Source organism: Rhodococcus artemisiae (assembly GCF_036327795.1).
In the GTDB taxonomy this organism is placed as follows: Bacteria; Actinomycetota; Actinomycetes; order Mycobacteriales; family Mycobacteriaceae; genus Rhodococcus; species Rhodococcus artemisiae.
The window spans coordinates 169,944-189,422 of the sequence record NZ_JAUTXY010000001.1; the positions used below are offsets into that span (position 1 = coordinate 169,944).

Consider the following 19,479-nt stretch of genomic DNA (forward strand, 5'->3'; position numbering starts at 1 on the left):
GTGGTATCTCGGGGGGAACATCAGGATTCGGCCGGTCGGCCGCGCTGCGGGACAGTGAGTTTCGGGAAACGAGGAAGGGTTCAGTGGGAGCGGGTACGGCGCGACCGTCCGGTACGCCGCGGTCGCGATGCGGGCGGTGTCTCGACCGGTGCCGTACGGAACCGGTCGTAGATGGTGCGGCGGTCCACAGATGCTCGGAGTTCGTCCAGCAGGGGTCCGTCACGGAGAATCGCGTCGGGACCGAGTAGTCCTTCGACGACTGCCAGCGCCCCATCGGTGTCGCCATGGTCCAGGCGTTCACGCACGCCCGGCAGACAGTCCGGGCGGCGATGCGCCTGGTCGATGACCTGAAGACACGGCAGCGGAGTGCCGCGCAACGCAACGAGCAGTTCTTCGCGCCGGATCTCGACGGGGTCGTGGTCGAGTGCGGTCAGTACGCCGTCGACCAGTCCGATCCGGTGTCGTTCACCACGGCATTCGACGAGGTGAATCCGGTTCTCCCGGTTCGGCGTCCGGGAAGTTTTCGGCGGCGACCAGCCCGGTTCCAGGACGGCGGCGACCAGTGGGTGCAGCCGATCGGCGGTGATCGCGCCCGACCGGATGAGTTCCAGGTCGGGCAGCACCCAGGTCGCGGCATCGGGCAGCACCGGGAGCGCGGCGAGCCGGCCGCGCGGGTAGTCGTCCACGAGATGCATCGCGGCGGGGTCGGTGTCCCCCACCGGCTCCACCACCAGGTCGTGCCGGCCCCCGCACCGCACCCGCACAGGGCCATCACGTTGTCCGTCCGCGCCGAGCAGGATGCGGGCTTCGTCAGCCCAGCGGTCGATGGCGCAGCCCTCCGGGATCGCCGCGGCCAGGGCTGGGTCGAGCTCGGCGACGCCCGGCATTTGGCCTGTCCCACTGCGTATTCGCAGATCACCGGATCTGCGCGTATCCCACAGGTGCCGGTGGAGGTCGAGCCGGAACCGCCGGTTGGGTCGCGGATGGGGATGGTTCGCGGAATCCGAGCCGCCCCACAGTGCCAGCACGATTCTCTGCCCGGCATCCGCCCAGGCCGGAGCGGTGCGGACCACCAGGTGCACGGAACCGGTTCCACCGCAACATTTTCGGTTCTCCTGTGGACCGTATCGGGCCAGTGCGATGGTCAGCCCGGGGCGCAGCAGCCCGTCGGGGGCCACGCGCGGAAGGTGCCAACGCAGTAGGTCGGGAGCCAGGTGTCGCAGGTCGTCCAGGACCTGCGACGAGACGTCGAAGCCGTGCGTGCGGGCCAGTACGCGTAGGTCGATGTCGACATCGAATCCCGCTGCTGCACAGGCGCCGCGCCAGTCACCGGCGAGACGCCGGTCGGTTGCGGCTTCGATCACGGACGACGGCACGGCGAACTCGCGCACGCGCAGCCAGAAGGACAGTCGGGTGTCGAACCCATTCGCGTTCGGAGGGTGCATCAGCACTCACCGTGAGCGAACTGGGCCCCCAATCTTGGATCAGAGAACTTTGTCATCCGCGTAATCGTAGCGCGCCTCTGCGATTGCGGCCAGTGTGCTCGCCCGGTTCCTGCCCGTGCGCGCATCCAGCAGCAGCGGGTGACGGGGAGGTTGTGTGCGAGCCTGTCGCCGGAATCGCACACAACCTCCCTCTCACCGCATCCGGAGAAGCCACGTGAGACCGGGATCCGCCGTCGCCCCCGGCGCTCAGCGCAACGAGATACCCAGAAGTGCGTCGACGGCGTCGGCGAACAGGCCTGGCGCGGAGGTATCGTCGCCGCCGCGGTCGACGGCGAACTGTGCCCACGCGTCGAGGGCTGCGAGGGCCTTGGGGGTGTCGAGGTCGTCGGCGAGGTGCTGGCGCAACCGCGCGACCGTGTCCTCCGCGGACGCAGCCGACGTCAACGCCGCCGCCCGCCGCCACAGGTCCAGCCGGGCTTCCGCAGAAGCAAGCACCTCGGACGTCCACGCCCGGTCGACGCGGTAGTGACCGGACAGAAGGCCGAGGCGGATCGCGGCGGGGTCGACGCCTTCGCCACGCATCTTCGAGACGAACACGAGGTTGCCCCGCGACTTGGACATCTTCTCGCCGTCGAGTCCGATCATGCCGGTGTGCACGTAGTGCCGTGCAAAGCGCCGGTCGCCGGTGACAGCTTCGGCGTGCGCGGCGGAGAACTCGTGGTGCGGGAAGATCAGGTCGCTGCCGCCACCTTGGACGTCGAAGCCGCTCCCGATGCGGTTGAGTGCGATAGCGGCGCATTCGATGTGCCAGCCGGGCCTGCCGTCGCCGAATGGGGATGGCCAGGACGGTTCGCCGGGACGCTGTGCGCGCCACAGGAGCGCGTCGAGCGGGTTGCGTTTGCCCGGCCGGTCCGGGTCGCCGCCACGTTCGGCGAAGAACTTCGCCATGGTGGCGTGGTCGTACCCGGACTCGTAGCCGAACTGTTCGGTGGCGTCGACCCGGAAGTACACATCCGGATACTGGTCGTCGTCGACGACATACGCGGCCCCTGATGCGACGAGCTTCTCGACGAGCTCGATCACCTCGCCCACCGATTCGACGGCACCGATGTAGTCGCGCGGCGGTAGTACCCGCAGCGCCTCCATGTCCTCACGGAACAGCGCGGTCTCGCGCATGCCGAGCACCACCCAGTCCTCGCCGTCGCGGGCGGCGCGTTCGAACAGCGGGTCGTCGACGTCGGTGACGTTCTGCACGTAGTGGACATCGTGCCCGTTGTCGCGCCAGATGCGGTTGACGAGATCGAACGTGAGGTAGGTGGCGGCGTGCCCGAGGTGGGTGGCGTCGTACGGGGTGATCCCGCACACGTACATCGTGGCCGTCGCGCCGGGGGTGACCGGTCGCACCGCTCGGTCGGCGGTGTCGAACAACCGCAGCGGGGGGCCTTCACCGGGCACGGACGGAATCGCGACATCGGACCAAGACAGCATGGACCCGAGCCTAATGGAATGGGCGAAACGAGCAGCCTCGCCCCTGCTCCGCGGCGGTGCGTCACCATGGATTCGGTACGGTTCGATGTCGGCCACGACCACGTGCGTTCGGCTCTACTGATTTCGGAATTGTGGGAGGTTCCCGTGGCTGGTGGTCTCGTCGCTCTGTTGGACGACGTGGCGGTGCTCGCGAAGGCGGCTGCTGCGTCCATCGACGACATCGGAGCTGCGGCCGGTAAGGCAAGTATCAAGGCTGCGGGTGTGGTGGTCGACGACACCGCCGTCACTCCCCGCTATGTGCACGGGTTCTCCCCCGACCGCGAACTGCCGATCATCCGCAGGATCGCGATCGGGTCGATCCGCAACAAGCTGCTGATCATCCTGCCGGTGGCGATGCTGCTGAGTCAGTTCCTTCCACAGGCACTGCCGTATCTGCTGATCGCCGGTGGCCTGTTCCTGTGCTTCGAGGGCGCCGAGAAGGTCTACGAAGCGCTGTTCGGTGGTCACCATGCCGACGAGGACGTCCCGGCGGCGGCGCGCGGGCCCGAGTTCGAGAAGACCATGGTCAGCGGCGCGATCCGTACCGATCTGATCCTGTCGGCCGAGATCATGGTGATCTCGCTGTCGTCGGTCGAGAGCGAACCGTTCGTCACCCGGCTTCTGGTGCTGATCGTCGTCGCGCTCCTGATCACCGTCCTGGTGTACGGGGTGGTCGCGCTGATCGTCAAGATGGACGACGTCGGCCTGGCGCTCGCACAACGCACCTCGGCCTTCAGCCAGCGCATCGGGCGCGGTCTGGTGGCCGCGATGCCGAAGGTGATGACGGTGCTCACCGTGGTCGGTATCGCCGCGATGCTGTGGGTGGGCGGCCACATCCTGATCGTCAACGTCGGTGAGGCCGGGTTCCATTGGCCGGCGGATCGTCTCCACGATCTCGAACACTGGTTCGGCGAGCTCGTACACGGCGGGTTCGGCGGCGTCCTGTCGTGGACCGCAGGCACCGTGTCGTCCGCGATCGTCGGACTCGTCCTCGGCGCGATCGTCGTGCTGATCGTGCACTTGATTCCGAAGCGGACGAAGAACTCCGCGGCGCACTGAGACGATCAGTTCGCGGGCAAGATCAGAACGACCGCCGACGCGGTCAGAATGCGGGCCAGGGGATGCGCCGCTCACCGATGGGGCGGGGCATCGCGGGCTGTTCGAGCAGCGTGGTGATGCGGTGGTGCAGCGCCGCGACCTCGGCGTCGGTGATGTGCTCGGCGAGCACATCGGCGAAGTCGCCGTCGAACCGGCGGGCGAGTTTGTCGAGGTCGGTGAGCAGCGCCTGGTCGACGGTGGAGTTCGCCCATCCCCACAGCACTGTCCGCAGCTTGTTCTGAGAGTGCAGGCAGATGCCGTGGTCGATGCCGTAGACGGTGCCGTCGATGCCTTCGAGGACGTGACCGCCTTTGCGGTCGGCGTTGTTGAGGACGACATCGAGCACGGCCATCCGCTGCAGTCGCGGGTCGTCGGCGTGGACCAGCGCGACGTCGCTGCCGTCCATGTCGCGCGCGTGCAGCACGGGCAGCCACCCGTCCGGGACGGCGTCGATCGGGCAGATGTCGACGAGGTCGAGCCGGTCGGCGGAGTCTTCGCGGGTGTCGATCCATCGTTGCACCATCCCGGGCCCGAACGGGCCGTCGCGCAGCACCGTGAGGGGGATGACGCCCCAGCCGAGTGCCTCGGAGATGAGGTAGGAGGCAACCTCGCGTCCGGCGAGGGTGCCGTCCGGGAAATCCCACAGCGGGCGTTCTCCGCGGACGGGTTTGTAGACGCACCGCACGGTCTGCGAATCGAGTGTGGCGTCGCACACGAGGGTGGCGTTGCTGGCGTGCACGACCTGCCCGACGACGGTCAGGTCACCGTCGGGCAGCACGCTGCGCACGTCGGGCACGGCCACGGTGTCAGCTCTCCTCGTCGAACCACGACGTCGGATCGAAGCCCGGTGTGCGCAGGTAGCCGTTGGTGCGCACACAGATGTGGCCTTCACCACCGATGGGTTCGCCGCACAGCGGGCAGGGGGTACGCCCGGCGGAGATGACCATCTCGGAGCGGGTCGCGAAGCCGCGCGCCTGGATCGGAGTGAGGAACACCCGGACCGCGTCGGGGCCTTCCTCGGTGTCGTCGAGGACGACGGATTCGTCGAGTTCGGTCTCGGTGACGGCGAGCAGTTCGACGACGACGGCGCCGGAGTCGGCGTCCCAGCCCAATCCCATGGTGCCGACCCGGAATTCCGCGTCGATGGGGGTTTCCAGGGGGCTGGTGTCGACGTCGGCGTCTTCGGGCAGCGTGGTGCCGAAGCGCCGGTGAACTTCTTCGAGCAGCAGACCCATCCGGTCGGCAAGGATCTGGACCTGCTGCTTCTCCAGTATCACACTCACCACCCGGGAGTCGTGTACGGCCTGCAGGTAGAACACCCGGTCGCCGGGTTCACCGACGGTGCCGGCAACGAACCGGTCCGGAGTCCGGAAGACGTGTATCGCGCGGGCCATTGCACCTCCTCGAGTCCGTTCACTGTGCCATGTCGGTCACTGTCATTATCCGCCCCGGGTGCTGTGTCCCTCTCCGGCCTCGTCTGCCGAGGATTCGTCGGCCCCGCTGCCGGGCACTTCACCACCGGGAACGGATTTCGGGGCGTCGGCGACCGCGAGACCGGAGAAGTCGCCGCCGGTGTCGTTGACGCGCAGGACGAAGGGCCTGGTGTCGGTGTAGCGCACGACGCTGATCGATGCGGGTTCCGCGACGATGCGCTGGAACCCGTCGAGGTGGGTTGCCAGCGCGTCGGCCAGGATCGCCTTGATCACATCGCCGTGGCTGCACGCGACCCACACGACGTCCTTGCCGTGGGTATCGGCGAGGCGACGGTCGTGCTCGCGGATCGCCGCGACCGCGCGGGCCTGCACCTGCGCGAGTCCTTCGCCGCCGGGGAAGATCGCCGCGGACGCATGCTGCTGCACCACCTTCCAGAGCGGTTCGCGGACGAGGTCGCCGAGTTTGCGGCCGGTCCATTGCCCGTAGTCGACTTCGGCGAGCCGGTCGTCGATGGTCGGTGTCAGCCCTCGGTCGGTGGCCAGCGGCTGCACGGTCTGTCGGCAGCGCAGCAGCGGCGACCGGACGATCTCGCTGATCTCGAGCCCTGTCAGGCGGGTGAGAAGGTTCTTGGCCTGCACGTGGCCGACCTCGTCGAGTTCTACCCCGGGGGTACGGCCGGCCAGCATGTGCGAGGTGTTGGCCGTCGACCGTCCGTGGCGCAGCAGGATGACCGTCATGTGATCCAGCCTAGATGTCGTGCGGCGCCATGGCGGCCGAGCGTCCCCACGGCGGCTACGTCGCCGCGATCACACCGGTGCCGAGCAGCCCGAACAGCAGCAGACCGACGATGATGCGGTATCCGACAAACCAGTACATCGAGTGGTTCACCACGAATTTGAGCAGCCAGGCGATCGCCGCGTAACCGACACCGAACGCGATGAGCGTCGCGACCGCGAGCTGAGCACCGGAGGCCTCGAGCCCCTCGCCGACGGGTTCGAACGCATCGGGAAGGCTGAACAGCCCTGAGGCGAGCACGGCCGGGATGGCCAGCAGGAACGAGTAGCGGGCCGCGGCTTCACGCGTCAGGCCGAGGAACAGCCCGGCGGAGATCGTGCCACCGGAGCGGGACACCCCCGGGATCAGTGCGAGCGCCTGCGCCGAACCCATGATCAGGCCGTCCTTGAGCGTGAGCTGCTCGATGGTGCGGCGCTGGCGTCCGTAGTATTCGGCGGCGGCGATGACGAACGAGAACACGATGAGCATGGTCGCGACGAGCCATAGGTTGCGTGCGACGGTGCGGATCTCGTCCTTGAACACCAGTCCCAGGATGCCGATCGGGATGGTGCCGAGAATCACATACCAACCCATCTTGTAGTCGTGGTTGTCGCGGTGCTCCTTGTGGAAGACGCCACGGAACCACGCGCGCATGATGCGCCAGATGTCGCCGGCGAAGAACAGCAGAACGGCGGCTTCGGTGCCGAGCTGCGTCACGGCGGTGAACGATGCGCCGGCGTCTGCTCCGAAGAACAGCTCGGACACGATCCGCAGGTGACCCGACGAAGAAATCGGCAGGAATTCGGTCAGACCCTGCACGAGTCCGAGGATGATTGTCTGCAGCCAGGTCATCGATTCGGTCATGCCGTCACCTCGGCACGGTCGCGGGAGGGTGGTGTCCGGTGGGTCGAGGTGCCCGCATTCGATGAGCGCAGAGTCCGATTCACCCGCGAAACAGTACGCGGCGCGGCGAACCTCCACTCGTCGTGCATCCGACATTAAGGTGCCAGTCATGGGAACGGTCGTGCATCGATCGGCAGGTTCCCTCCGGTCGGGAGGATCACAGGCGGTATGGAACACAGAACAGTGGGTTCGAGTGGACTGCGCGTGTCGCGGCTCGGACTCGGAACATTGACCTGGGGACGCGGCACCGACGGGGATGAGGCGGCTGCCCAGCTGTCGGCGTTCGTCGATGCGGGAGGCACCCTCGTCGACACCTCGCCCGCCTACGGTGATGGGGTTGCGCAGCGCATCCTCGCCGAACTGCTCGACGACGTGGTGCCCCGCGACGAACTGGTGCTCTCGGGCAGTTCCGGGATCGACACCACCAAGCTCGGCGCCGGCCGGGTCGACTGCTCCCGCGGTGGTCTGCTCACCCAACTCGACCACACACTGCGGGAACTGGGCACCGACCACCTCGATATCTGGCAGGTCGCGACCTGGGACCCGCACACCCCCATCGACGAGGTCGTCTCGGCTCTCGAGTTCGCCGTGTCCAGCGGCCGTGTCCGGTACGTCGGGGTGCGTGGCTATCTCGGGTGGCAGCTCGCGACGGCAGCAGCACGCACCCGACGGCCCGCTCCCCTGGTGTGCACGCAGGTCGAGTATTCGCTCCTGGCCCGCGGCGTCGAAGAGGAACTGATTCCCGCGGCAGCACATCACGGCGTCGGCGTGTTCGCGGCGGTTCCGCTCGCCGGTGGTGTGCTCACCGGTAAGTACCGCTCGGGGACGCCCGCCGATTCTCGCGGCGCCGACGACGTGCACACCGACGAAGTGCAGCGGTACCTGACGAAGTCCGCGATCAGGGTGGTCGACGCGGTGGCCACTGCCGCCGACGGGCTCGGCACATCGCCGTTGGCGGTGGCGTTGGCGTGGGTGCGGGATCGTCCGCATGTCGCCTCGGCTCTGGTCGGTGCGCGTGATCTGGCACAGTTGACGGGGGTGCTGGTCGCGGAGGAGCTGGCGTTGCCGCCGGCGATCTCGGCTGCGCTCGACGACGTCAGTGCGTGAGATGGAACCGGACCTCGCCGGCCCATCCCGCAGAGGTTAGGCTGTCCTGTCAACAGGGTTGATCACGGACAGCACAGGGAGGTGGGGTCGATGACCACGACCGAGGTCACAGGGTTCGCCGAGCGGATCCGGATCGAGACACAGCAGGCACATTCCGACACCGAGAACTCGGTGTTCGTCACCGAACTGCTCGCCGGCAAACTCGACGCCTCGGCCCATGCTGCGCTGATCGCCCAGACCTGGTTCGTGTACGACGCGCTCGAACGGATCGGGCAGACCTACGCCGACGACCCGATCGTCGGACCGTTCCTGGCCCCCGAGCTTCTCCGCACCTCGGCACTCGAGGCCGACCTCGTGTTCCTACTCGGCGAACAGTGGCGTGAAGGTATCGTGCCCCTGCCCGCCACCGTCGCGTATGTCGAACGGTTGCAGAAGGTGGCGGCATCCTCGCCGGAAGCGTTCCTGGCGCACCACTACCTGCGCTACATGGGCGACCTGTCGGGTGGGCAGATCATCCGCCGCATGCTCGAACGCGCCTACGGATACGACCGCGACGGGCTGCACTTCTACATCTTCGACGAGATCCCGAAGACGAAGCCGTTCAAGGACTCCTACCGCGCCAAGCTCGATGCCGCTCCCCTCGACGAGACACAGCAGCAGCAAGTGATCGACGAGGCGAACCTCGTCTTCGGTCTCAACGGCGCGTTGTTCGCCGGCCTGGCCGCCGATCTCGACCGATACCGGGCGCAGGTCTGAACGATATGTTCCGTTCGACCGTAAAGGTCCTGTCGGCGCTGCTCGTGGCGATCGTCGCGCTCACGCTCGGCGGCTGCAGCACCGAGTCCGGTGGAACCGGGACATCCGCGGCTGCCGGTGCCCGCACCGCGACCGTCGCAGACCCCGATCCACGACCGATCACCAGGGATACGTCCCCGACGCTTCCCGCGACAGTGCGCAGTTTCGACGGTGTCGATGTCACGGTGACCGATGCGTCGCGGATCGTGGTCGCGGACCGCTCCGGGACCCTCGCTCAGACCGTGTTCTCGCTCGGTCTCGGCGACAACGTCGTCGGCCGTTCCACCGCGATCTTCCCCGCCGGCGAGCACCTGCCGAACGTCACGCCCGGCGGGCACAGTCTCAACACCGAAGCGATCCTGGCGTTGAACCCCACGGTGGTGCTCACCGACACCTCGATAGGTCCGTTGGCCGTGCAGCAGCAGTTGCGCGACACCGGCGTGCCGGTGGTGTTCGTCGATCCGGAACGCAGCCTCGACACCGTGTCGACGGGCATCGAATCGGTTGCCGCAGCACTCGGCGTCCCTGAGGCAGGCGAGGCGCTGATCGAACGTACCAACGAGGAGATTGCCGCGGCACAGGCCTCTGTTCCGGCGGAGCACCCCGAGTTCACCGTCGCGTTCCTGTATCTGCGCGGCTCGGCGATCAAAATGCTGGGCGGACCGGGTTCCGGTGCCGATGCCTTGATCGAAGCCCTCGGCGGACGCGACGCAGGAACTGTGGCCGGTCTCGAGTCACAGTTCATGCCGATCACCAGCGAGGCCATGATCGCGTCTGCCCCCGACACGATCCTGATCATGACGCACAGTCTCGAGTCCGTCGGCGGGCCGGAAGGCCTGGCCGAGCTTCCGGGTGTCGCGCAGACCCCGGCCGGGAAGAACGGCAGCATCGTCGACATGGACGACGCGGTGCTGCTGAGTTTCGGACCCGAGACCGGTGAGGTCCTCGCGGCTCTCGTCGAAGCGTTTTATCCCCCCGATGCCGCGTGACCGTGTATCCCCTGATCGCGTGTCTGCTGTGAGCGAGGTGGGTGAAACCACCGGCCTGCCTGCCGAAGCGCTCCGCAAGGCCGGCCCCACCCGTACCACTGTGGTGTTCACCGGTCTCGTCCTCGCGCTCGTGGCGCTCGCGATCGTGTCGGCGTGCCTCGGCCAGGTGCCCACCAGCCCCGCCGAAGTGGTCGGCAGTATCCTCCACCGCATCGGACTCGACATCGGTCCGCTGCCCGCCCACCCGGCCGGCGAAGTCACGCTGTGGGAGGTGCGGTTCCCACGTGTCGTACTGGCGATGCTCGTCGGCGCCGCACTCGGCTGCTCCGGAGCGCTGCTACAGGGCATCTTCGCGAATCCTCTCGCCGAGCCCGGCGTGATCGGGGTGTCCTCGGGTGCTGCCGTCGGCGCGTCCGCGGTGATCGTGCTCGGTGGTGCCTTCTCGTCGGGATGGTCGCTGGCGTGGGCGGCGCTCCTGTCCGGCCTGGTCACCACGTTCCTCGTGTATGCGATGTCGCGATCGGGGGGACGGACCGAAGTGGTCACCGTGATCCTCACCGGTGTCGCCGTCAACGCCATGGCCGGTGGGCTCATCGCGTTCTTCACCTTCGTCGCGAATCCCGCAGCCCGCGACCAGATCGTGTTCTGGCAGCTGGGCAGCCTCGGGGGCGCCACGTGGGACGTCGTGTCGGTGGTCGCTCCACTCACCGCAGTCGGTGTCGCGGTGGCGATCGTGCTCGCTCCCAAACTCGATGTGCTCGCCCTCGGTGAGAGCGTTGCCCGCCATCTCGGGGTCAACGTCGAGCGGGTCCGGCAGGTGGCGATCGTCGCGGTCGCGGTGCTGGTCAGCGCGGCGGTGGCATTCACCGGCATCATCATGTTCGTGGGGCTCGTCGTGCCGCACCTGATGCGTCTCGCGCTCGGCCCCGCCCACCGCGTGCTCATGTTCGCCAGTGTCCTGGGCGGCGCGGTAGTGCTCCTGGCTGCCGATCTCGGTGCCCGCACCCTCGTGCCCAACGCCGACCTGCCGCTCGGCATGCTCACCGCACTGATCGGCGGCCCGGTGTTCTTCCTGATGCTGCGCCGGACCCGAGCCAAGCAAGGCGGGTGGGCGTGAGCCGGATGTCGTTCACCTCTCCCCTCGCGCCGATACTCGACCGGCTACGTGGCCGCCGCGACCTGCCCGAGCGAGCCACGCCCGGTTCCGTGCCCCTGAGCGGAACCGGGATCCGATTGCAGCGCGGCGAACGCGAAATCCTGCACGGCGTCGACTTCGAGGTTCGCGTCGGCGAAGTGGTGGCACTGGTCGGCCCCAACGGCGCGGGCAAGTCGACATTGCTCTCCGCGTTGACCGGCGACCATCCGCTCAGCGGCGGGCACGTCGAGGTCGACGGACGGGATCTCGACGAATGGACTCCCCTGGCGTTGGCGCGACGACGTGCGGTGCTGCCGCAGCAGCACACCGTCGGCTTTCCCTTCACGGCGCGGCAGATCGTGCAGATGGGCCGGGCCGCGTGGGCACGCACGGACCGCCAGGCCTCCGACGTCGAACTCGTCGACGCCGCGTTCGCAACCTGCGACGTGATGCACCTCGCCGACCGCCCCTTCCCCGCGTTGTCGGGCGGTGAACGTGCCCGGGTCGCGTTGGCCCGTGTGCTCGCCCAGGACACCCAGACGCTGTTGCTGGACGAACCGACCGCAGCACTCGACATCGGACATCAGGAAACGATCATGCGGGTGGTGCGATCCCGCGCCGATCACGGACACGCGGTGGTGGTGGTGTTGCACGACCTCGGCCTCGCGGCCGCGTACGCCGACCGAATCTGCGTGCTCGAGAAAGGGCGCCTCGTTGCCGACGGCAGCCCGGACGAGGTGCTCACCGAGGAATTGCTCAGCCGCGTCTACGACTATCCGGTGCGGGTCAGCGCTCACCCGGAGACCGGGACCCCCCTCGTGCTGCCGCATCGGGAGGTACCCGCGTCGCCGCTGTGAGCGCCACGTCACACCGTCATCGACCGGCGCGGAGGCGCTTGCACCCCCGGGATGACGATCGGGAAGACTGGATGACGGCGGCACCTGCAGGGCACTGCCACAGCCACAGCACAACAGCGAGGAGCAACGACGATGGGTGGACCGGTGATGCGCAGCGCCGCGGTGGTGATCGGGCTCGCGGTGACGCTGGTCGCCGGATGCTCCTCGTCCGAGGACGCGGCCGAGTCGGTACCGACCCGCGACCCGGCCACCGCTGCAGTGGCACCCGCGGTGACCACGACACCCGCCGGCGTCGTCACTCCCCTCGCGGAGTCGGTCGAAGCGATGGTCATCGCCCCCGGCACCAGCGTCGTCGCAGCCCTTGTCGACGACGGGCAGCAGCTGCTGTTGATCGATGGAGCAGGCGCAGACCCGCGCGAGGTGGCGTTGCCCACAGCCGCGGCAACCGTCTCCCCCGGCCCCGACGGAACCGTCCTGGCGCCCGCGGCAGGCGTGGTCGCGCAGGTCGACACCACCACCGGAACCGTCACGGAGGTGCCGGTCGACGGCGAGGCACTCTCGGCCGCGGTCCTGCCCGACGGCCGCTGGGCGGTCGGCACGTCGAACGGCACAGTGCTCATCGTCGCCCCCGAGACCGGTGACGTGGAGTCCACGATCCGCGGACTCGTCTCCGTCGACGCACTCACTGTCACCGACGACACCGTCGCCGCGCTGGACCGGCACCAGACGTCCATCACCGAACTCGACCTCGAGGATTCAAACCTGCGTATCGCACTGCGCGCCGGTGACGGCGCCACGCAGATGACCAGCGACCCGTTCGGGCGCGTCCTCGTCACCGACACCGACGGCGACGAACTGCTCGTCCACACGCTCGACTCGCTGGTGTTGCGGCAGCGTTATCCGGTGGGCCCAGCACCCTACGCGGTGGCCTACGACGAGAAACGTGACCTGGTGTGGGTCACCCTGACCGGCAGCAACGAGGTCGTGGGCTACGATCTGTCGACCGGTATCCCGAGGGAGCGCCACCGCTTCGCAACGGTGCGGCAACCCAACTCGCTCGCCGTCGATCCCGCAGATGCGGCACTGGTGGTGGCATCGGCGACCGGCGATGGACTGCAGAGGATTCCGGTCGAAGGGTAGTGATGACCAGCGAGAATGCGAGCCGGTTCACCCGCCTCCCCGTGGGGTGGGATACCAGCAACGACGACTACGAGTACGTGCCGCTGAAGCTTCCGAAGGAAGTCTCGCGGATCAGCGCCTCGCTGCGGCTCGCGATCTCGGCCGAGTTCCACGGCTGGGAGCTGACCCGGCTGCGGTTGTACCCCGACGGCAGTCGACGCGTGCTGCTGCGTCGGCGCAAGACCGGCCGTCACATCCCCGAACCCACCGTCCGCTGATCGAATATCCGGGCCTCGCGCCCACTCTGCAGGGAGTCGTTCGTGTACCGCTTGCTTCTTCGCGTGATGTTTCTCGTGCCGCCGGAACGGATCCACCACCTGGTGTTCCTGGTGCTACGTCTGATCACCGGCTTCGGGCCGACCCGCGCGCTCGCGTCGAAGATCCTCGCCGTCGACGATCCGGTGCTGGACAACACCGTGTTCGGTGTCCGGTTCCCGAATCCGGTGGGCATGGCCGCAGGTTTCGACAAGGACGCCAAGGGTGTCGACGCGTGGGGCCCACTCGGGTTCGGTTTCGCAGAGATCGGTACGGTCACGGCGCAGGCGCAGCCCGGCAACCCGGCGCCGCGACTGTTCCGGTTGCCGGAGGATCGAGCGCTGGTCAACCGGATGGGGTTCAACAATCACGGTGCCGGTGAGGCCGCGAATCACCTGCGGCAGCGCCGCAGGACGGTGCCGATCGGCGCGAACATCGGCAAAACGAAGATCGTGCCCGCCGAGCAGGCTGCGGAGGACTACACCGCGAGCGCGCAGCTGCTCGGTCCACTCGCCGATTTCGTGGTGGTCAACGTCTCGTCCCCGAACACCCCGGGCCTGCGGGATCTGCAGGCCGTCGAGTCGCTGCGTCCGCTGCTGCTGGCGGTCCTCGATACCGTGACGGTGCCGGTGCTCGTGAAGATCGCCCCGGACTTGTCGGACGAGGACGTCGACGCGGTCGCCGATCTCGCTGTCGAGTTGGAACTCGCCGGGATCGTGGCCACCAACACCACCATCCGCCGCGACGGATTGCGTACCGACGCCGCCCGTATCGAGGAGATCGGGGCCGGTGGCCTGTCGGGTGCTCCCGTGGCAGCACGGTCCCTCGAGGTACTGCGACGGCTGTACACGCGTGTCGGTGATCGATTGACGCTGGTGTCGGTCGGTGGGATCGAGACGCCCGAACAGGCGTGGGAGCGCATCCTGGCCGGTGCATCGCTGGTGCAGGGGTACACCGGGTTCATCTACGGCGGCGCGTTCTGGACGCGTCGCCTCAACAAGGGCCTCGCCCGCAAGCTGCGTGCGTCGGGGTATGCGTCGATCGCCGATGCAGTGGGGGCCGGTCGCTGAGACCGCCACTCCGCCCCACCGACCGAAGGTGACGTTCGGTCACTTGGAGTGTACGAATGTCACCTTCGGTCAGAGCGATCTTGCTACTTCACCTCGTAGGTACCGGTGAGCAGGCCGCGCGCGATGGCGTGTCCGAATACGTTGAATCCGAGGAACGCCGGGCTCGCATCCGGCCCGACGCCCTCGAGTGTGTCGACGTCGAGGGCGTGCACCGCGACGATGTAGCGATGGTGGCCGTGTCCGGCCGGCGGCGCCGCACCGATGAATCCGAAGGCGCCACCGTCGTGGCGCAGCTGCACGGCTCCCGTCGGCAATGCGGACGCATCGGCCGTACCGGCGCCGGACGGCAGTTCGGTGACCGAGGCCGGGATGTTCGCCACCGCCCAGTGCCAGAAGCCGGAGGCGGTCGGGGCGTCGGGGTCGAAGACCGTCACGACGAAGCTCTTGGTTTCTTCCGGGAAGCCGGACCACGACAGCTGTGGGGAGATGTCGCCACCGCCGGGTATTCCGAAGGCGCCGCTGGCCTGCGGGAGCTTCCACTCCTCGCCTTCGGCGAAGTCCTTGCTGGTCACCTGGAAGGTGGGCAGCGTGGGCAGGAACTCGTACGGGTCGTAATCGAAGGCCATACCGGTCCTTTCGGGTTGTGTTCGGTGATCGGTTTCGGTGATCAGGAGTGCATGAGGAAGTGTTCCATGACACGCGTGCCGAAGCGCAGCGCCTCGACGGGAACACGCTCGTCGACCCCGTGGAACAGGGCCGCGAAGTCGAGTTCCGGGGGCAGCTGCAGTGGCGCGAAGCCGAAGCAGCGGATCCCGAGCTTGGCGAACGCCTTGGCGTCGGTACCTCCCGACAGCATGTACGGCACCGTGCGCCCGAGGGGGTCGTGCGCCTCGATAGCGGCGTTCATCGCATCGACGAGGTCGCCATCGAACGTGGTCTCGTAGGAATCGAGGCTGGTGATCCATTCACGGGTCACGTCGGGGCCGATCAGTTCGTCGACGGTGCGTTCGAACTCGGCGCGGCGACCGGGCAGGATCCGGCAATCGACGACCGCTTCGGCGGTCTGCGGAATGACGTTCGCCTTGTAGCCTGCATCGAGCATCGTCGGGTTGGCGGTATCGCGCAGCGTGGCGCCGACAATTCTGGCGATCGAGCCGAGCTTGGCCAGAGTGCCCTCGAGGTCGGGTGAGGTGGGGTCGAAGTCCAGTCCGGTCTCCTCCCCCGCGGCGGCGAGAAACTCGGCAACAGAGTCAGGGACGACGAGCGGGAACGTGTGAGTGCCCAACCGCGCGACGGCCTGTGCGAGAATCGTGACGGCATTCTCCTCGTGGAGGAACGATCCGTGTCCGGCGCGCCCCTTCGCGGTCAAACGCATCCATCCGAGGCCCTTTTCTGCGGTCTCGACCATGTAGAGCCGGCGTTCGGTGCCGTCGGGTCGCGGGACGGTCAGGGAGAAGCCGCCCACCTCACCCACAGCTTCGGTGATCCCCTCGAACAGGTCGGGGCGGTGCCGGACCAGCCATTGGGAGCCGTAGGTCCCGCCGGCTTCTTCGTCGGCGAGGAATGCGAAGACGAGGTCGCGGGGCGGGACGATGCCCTCCGCTTTGAAGCGTCGGGCGACGGCGATCATCATCCCGACCATGTCTTTCATGTCTACGGCGCCACGACCCCAGACATAGCCGTCCTCGACTGCGCCGGAGAACGGGTGCACACTCCAGTCGGCGGGTTCGGCGGGGACCACGTCGAGGTGGCCGTGCAGCATCAGCGCACCGCGGTCCGGATCGGCACCGGGGAGCCTGGCGAACAGGTTGCCTCGACCGGGTGCACCGGATGCGACGTAGGTGGTCTCGTATCCGACCTCCTGCAGTTGGGACGCGACCCATTCGGCACATTCCTTCTCGCCGCGGGTAGTGGCGAGGTCGCCGGTATTCGACGTATCGAAGCGGATGAGCCGGGAGACGAGGTCGACGACCTCGGCTTCGGCTCGGGACGGTTGGTGCGCGCTCGACGTGGTGGCCATGCCTGCATGTCTACCACCGACGGCGTTGTGAATCACTGCAGGTGGGGGTGGCGATTTGGGAGCTGGGGCGTGGTGCGTTAATCTTTCACAGCGCCCGCCGGAGCGGGTGCGAGCATCAAGTCCGAGTGGCGGAATGGCAGACGCGCTAGCTTGAGGTGCTAGTGTCCTATTAACGGACGTGGGGGTTCAAGTCCCCCCTCGGACACTCTGAGTCGAGACAGACGATGAAGGCCCCGAACCGATCAGGTTCGGGGCCTTCATCGTTGTCCGGATGATCGTCGGTCACGACGACGGGCAGGGTGAACGCGCCCCCGAACCGATCTGGGGAGGCGAATTGGGGAACGGCGCATCCATGCGCTACTGTTTCCGACAGCGCCCGCGAGAGCGGGAGTACACCGTGTGCTCGTGTGGCACCGGTCCGAGTGGCGGAATGGCAGACGCGCTAGCTTGAGGTGCTAGTGTCCTATTAACGGACGTGGGGGTTCAAGTCCCCCCTCGGACACCCCGAACATGATGGCCCCGAACCTGTTTCAGGTGCGGGGCCACCTTCGTCGGAGGGAATGCCACTCAGTCGCGGCGACCCTTGCGGAAATAGCTGATCGGCCCCACGAAGTTCACGGCGATGATCAGCGCCCACTCGAGCCTGTTGCCGTTGACCTTCTCGGCAGGCCGCGTCGCGAGATCGGCCCAGGCGCTCGCGGCGAGTGAGAGCTGGATGCTCGCGAGCACGAGCACGAGGGCTCTCTGCCACGGCGGCATGTCGGCGAATTTCTTCTTGGCACAGGTCGCATCCGCTGGTGCGGTCGAACTCATATTCCCTCCGAAGTGATCCTCAGGACACGAGCGTCGGGCCGTCCGCGCTCGCCCGGTACCATTATCGGGCTTCACCACACACCGGAAAAGGGCACATGGACCCCCACAGCGACACTGCAGCGACACTCACCGACACACTCGGATCCGATCGGATCGATCCCGCCGAACTCGACACCTGCCTCCGCGTACTCGATCTGGCGGGTGGACTCGCGGCCGATCACCCGGATGCGGTCACGGTGCAGCGCGCCGTCGGGCACATGTTCAAGAAGTTCAAGCGGCGCCGCCGCAACGAGCGACGCGACCGAAAGGCCGCCGCCGATCGCGAAGTGCTCGAGTCCACCGCGACCGGCTCCCCCACGCGCATCGACGACGAGACCGCCGGTGTTCCGCTCACCTCGTCCGCACGCAATGCCACCGCGGGCACGCTGCTGCGTCCGCGTGGCTGCTACGTGTGCAAGAACAAGTACACCCAGGTGGACGCGTTCTATCATCAGCTGTGCCCGGAGTGTGCTGCCGCGAATCATTCCAAGCGTGACGCCCGCACCGACCTCACCGGTCGACGTGCACTGCTCACCGGTGGCCGCGCCAAGATCGGCATGTACATCGCCCTGCGGCTGCTGCGCGACGGCGCGCACACCACGATCACCACCCGCTTCCCGAACGACGCGATCCGTCGGTTCAGTGCGATGGAGGACAGCGCCGACTGGATCCACCGCCTGCGGGTGGTCGGTATCGATCTTCGCGACCCGGCGCAGGTCGTCGCCCTCGCCGACGAGGTCGCAGCGCAGGGCCCGTTGGATATCCTCGTCAACAACGCGGCGCAGACCGTGCGGCGCTCCCCCGGCGCCTATTCGGCGCTCGCCGAGGCCGAGTCTGCGGCCCTTCCGGCAGGGCCTCGTCCAGAGGTCCTCACGTTCGGGAAGCCGTCGGATGCGCATCCCGCCGCCCTCGCCGGGAGCCTCTCGGACAGTGCGTTGTCGGCGGAGTCCGTGTCGTCGCTGGCCATGGTGGCCGGGTCCGCGACTCCCGAGCGGATCGCCGCGGGCATCGCGATCGACGCCGGCGGCCTGCTTCCCGATCTGGTGCACACCAACAGCTGGGTGCAGACCGTGGGTGAGGTCGAGCCACTCGAGCTGCTCGAGGTGCAGTTGTGCAACTCGGTGGCGCCGTTCATCCTCGTCGACCGGCTGCGCCCGTCGATGGCCTCGTCACCGGCGCGCCGCAAGTACGTCGTCAATGTCTCTGCAATGGAAGGACAGTTCGCGGGTCGCCGATACAAGGGTGCGGGACACCCGCATACGAACATGGCGAAGGCCGCGCTCAACATGCTCACCCGCACGAGCGCCGAGGAAATGTTCAGCGACGATATCCTCATGACTGCCGTCGACACGGGATGGATCACCGACGAACGACCCCACCACACGAAGATCCGGCTGGCCGAGGAAGGCTTCCACGCACCGCTCGATCTGGTCGACGGGGCGGCACGGGTGTACGACCCGATCGTGCAGGGCGAAGCCGGCGTCGATCTGTACGGGTGCTTCCTCAAGGACTACACCCCGGCGCCCTGGTGACATCCGGTCCGGTGAGATCCGGCCGACACGACACCACCGGCGGAGATCACTTGCACACCGATCGGATTCCGGATTCACCGGTGCGGGCCGCGATACTGATAGACGTGGTCCACTGTCCCACCGCGCATAGGAGCATCATGTCTGTCGCCGTCGTCCATGCCGAAACCCCCGAGGGACGCGCCGCCCTGCGTGCCGGCGCCCGCGAGGCCGCCGACCGCGGGCAGAAACTGGTCGTGCTGGCTCTGCTCGACGACCCCGCCGAGAGTGAGGCGGTGGACGCCGACGTCCGTGAGATTCTCGGCGAGGGCGACTGGGAACTGCTCACCGACGTCCACGACGGTGATTCGGTCGGAACACTCGTCGAGTTGCTCGCGCGCAGCGGCGCCGAAAGGGCGGTGGTGGGTAGCCGCGGCCGGACCGCAACCGGCAAGTTCCTGCTCGAACGTGGGCTGCAGCGCATGATCATCGAAGCGGCTGTTCCGGTACTCGTCGTGAAGGACGAATGAT

20 protein-coding genes and 2 tRNA genes are annotated in these 19,479 nt (G+C 67.6%); 13 read left to right on the top strand and 9 right to left on the bottom strand.

Annotated elements, in window-relative coordinates; all coding sequences use genetic code 11:
• Positions 1–80 precede the first annotated feature (80 nt).
• On the bottom strand, positions 81–1,451 hold the full coding sequence (locus tag Q7514_RS00865) for a hypothetical protein (protein WP_456239140.1): 1,371 nt from the start codon (positions 1,449–1,451) through the stop codon (positions 81–83).
• Between the two features lie 240 nt (positions 1,452–1,691).
• Positions 1,692–2,933 (bottom strand): cysteine--1-D-myo-inosityl 2-amino-2-deoxy-alpha-D-glucopyranoside ligase, encoded by a 1,242-nt coding sequence (gene mshC, locus Q7514_RS00870; protein WP_330131391.1) that lies wholly within the window; start codon positions 2,931–2,933, stop codon positions 1,692–1,694.
• A 144-nt stretch (positions 2,934–3,077) separates the two neighbouring features.
• On the opposite strand from mshC, the gene Q7514_RS00875 reads away from it, so the two are divergent.
• Positions 3,078–4,031 (top strand): DUF808 domain-containing protein, encoded by a 954-nt coding sequence (locus Q7514_RS00875; RefSeq protein ID WP_330131970.1) that lies wholly within the window; start codon positions 3,078–3,080, stop codon positions 4,029–4,031.
• Positions 4,032–4,074: 43 nt separating this feature from the next.
• Here Q7514_RS00875 and Q7514_RS00880 read toward each other — a convergent pair whose 3' ends face one another.
• From Q7514_RS00880 to Q7514_RS00895, 4 genes are read right to left on the bottom strand one after another with little or no spacing between them, the layout of a single operon-like run.
• On the bottom strand, positions 4,075–4,872 hold the full coding sequence (locus Q7514_RS00880) for an SCO1664 family protein (protein WP_330131392.1): 798 nt from the start codon (positions 4,870–4,872) through the stop codon (positions 4,075–4,077).
• A gap of 4 nt (positions 4,873–4,876) precedes the next feature.
• Complete coding sequence (locus Q7514_RS00885; protein WP_054719069.1) at positions 4,877–5,464, bottom strand: DUF3090 domain-containing protein; 588 nt, start codon at positions 5,462–5,464, stop codon at positions 4,877–4,879.
• A gap of 45 nt (positions 5,465–5,509) precedes the next feature.
• Positions 5,510–6,241: a histidine phosphatase family protein gene (locus Q7514_RS00890; protein WP_330131393.1), complete on the bottom strand. Its 732-nt coding sequence runs from the start codon at positions 6,239–6,241 to the stop codon at positions 5,510–5,512.
• Positions 6,242–6,296: 55 nt separating this feature from the next.
• Positions 6,297–7,142, bottom strand: coding sequence for an undecaprenyl-diphosphate phosphatase (locus Q7514_RS00895; protein ID WP_330131394.1), 846 nt, complete (start codon positions 7,140–7,142; stop codon positions 6,297–6,299).
• Positions 7,143–7,349: 207 nt separating this feature from the next.
• Here Q7514_RS00895 and Q7514_RS00900 point away from each other — a divergent pair, with 207 nt between their 5' ends.
• The 8 genes from Q7514_RS00900 (at position 7,350) to Q7514_RS00935 (ending at position 14,568) form a co-directional block, all read left to right on the top strand.
• Positions 7,350–8,288 carry an aldo/keto reductase gene (locus Q7514_RS00900; RefSeq protein ID WP_330131395.1) on the top strand — a complete coding sequence of 313 codons (939 nt, stop codon included), beginning with the start codon at positions 7,350–7,352 and terminating at the stop codon, positions 8,286–8,288.
• Between the two features lie 90 nt (positions 8,289–8,378).
• Positions 8,379–9,044, top strand: coding sequence for a biliverdin-producing heme oxygenase (locus tag Q7514_RS00905; protein ID WP_330131396.1), 666 nt, complete (start codon positions 8,379–8,381; stop codon positions 9,042–9,044).
• 5 nt (positions 9,045–9,049) lie between these two features.
• Entirely contained in the window at positions 9,050–10,072 is a 1,023-nt protein-coding gene (locus Q7514_RS00910) for a heme/hemin ABC transporter substrate-binding protein (protein WP_330131397.1), read from the top strand.
• 55 nt (positions 10,073–10,127) lie between these two features.
• Positions 10,128–11,189 (top strand): FecCD family ABC transporter permease, encoded by a 1,062-nt coding sequence (locus Q7514_RS00915; protein ID WP_408016026.1) that lies wholly within the window; start codon positions 10,128–10,130, stop codon positions 11,187–11,189.
• Between the two features lie 5 nt (positions 11,190–11,194).
• Positions 11,195–12,064, top strand: coding sequence for a heme ABC transporter ATP-binding protein (locus Q7514_RS00920; RefSeq protein WP_330131971.1), 870 nt, complete (start codon positions 11,195–11,197; stop codon positions 12,062–12,064).
• 132 nt (positions 12,065–12,196) lie between these two features.
• Entirely contained in the window at positions 12,197–13,204 is a 1,008-nt protein-coding gene (locus tag Q7514_RS00925) for an NHL repeat-containing protein (protein ID WP_330131399.1), read from the top strand.
• A 2-nt stretch (positions 13,205–13,206) separates the two neighbouring features.
• Entirely contained in the window at positions 13,207–13,461 is a 255-nt protein-coding gene (locus tag Q7514_RS00930) for a DUF5703 family protein (protein WP_330131400.1), read from the top strand.
• Between the two features lie 42 nt (positions 13,462–13,503).
• Positions 13,504–14,568, top strand: coding sequence for a quinone-dependent dihydroorotate dehydrogenase (locus tag Q7514_RS00935; RefSeq protein WP_330131401.1), 1,065 nt, complete (start codon positions 13,504–13,506; stop codon positions 14,566–14,568).
• 83 nt (positions 14,569–14,651) lie between these two features.
• Here Q7514_RS00935 and Q7514_RS00940 read toward each other — a convergent pair whose 3' ends face one another.
• Positions 14,652–15,194 (bottom strand): YbhB/YbcL family Raf kinase inhibitor-like protein, encoded by a 543-nt coding sequence (locus Q7514_RS00940; RefSeq protein WP_330131402.1) that lies wholly within the window; start codon positions 15,192–15,194, stop codon positions 14,652–14,654.
• Between the two features lie 41 nt (positions 15,195–15,235).
• Positions 15,236–16,588 carry a M20/M25/M40 family metallo-hydrolase gene (locus Q7514_RS00945; RefSeq protein ID WP_330131403.1) on the bottom strand — a complete coding sequence of 451 codons (1,353 nt, stop codon included), beginning with the start codon at positions 16,586–16,588 and terminating at the stop codon, positions 15,236–15,238.
• 119 nt (positions 16,589–16,707) lie between these two features.
• Here Q7514_RS00945 and Q7514_RS00950 point away from each other — a divergent pair.
• Both Q7514_RS00950 and Q7514_RS00955 read left to right on the top strand, forming a co-directional pair.
• Positions 16,708–16,793, top strand: a tRNA-Leu gene (locus Q7514_RS00950).
• Between the two features lie 211 nt (positions 16,794–17,004).
• Positions 17,005–17,090 (top strand) — tRNA-Leu (locus Q7514_RS00955).
• Between the two features lie 65 nt (positions 17,091–17,155).
• On the opposite strand, the gene Q7514_RS00960 is transcribed toward Q7514_RS00955, so the two are convergent.
• Complete coding sequence (locus Q7514_RS00960; protein WP_330131404.1) at positions 17,156–17,401, bottom strand: hypothetical protein; 246 nt, start codon at positions 17,399–17,401, stop codon at positions 17,156–17,158.
• Positions 17,402–17,496: 95 nt separating this feature from the next.
• Between Q7514_RS00960 and Q7514_RS00965 the strand changes: the two genes are divergently transcribed.
• Both Q7514_RS00965 and Q7514_RS00970 read left to right on the top strand, forming a co-directional pair.
• Positions 17,497–18,972 (top strand): SDR family NAD(P)-dependent oxidoreductase, encoded by a 1,476-nt coding sequence (locus Q7514_RS00965; RefSeq protein WP_330131405.1) that lies wholly within the window; start codon positions 17,497–17,499, stop codon positions 18,970–18,972.
• Positions 18,973–19,109: 137 nt separating this feature from the next.
• The gene (locus Q7514_RS00970) at positions 19,110–19,478 is read left to right on the top strand and encodes a universal stress protein (protein ID WP_330131406.1); all 369 of its coding nucleotides are present in this window, start codon (positions 19,110–19,112) and stop codon (positions 19,476–19,478) included.
• Position 19,479 lies beyond the last annotated feature (1 nt).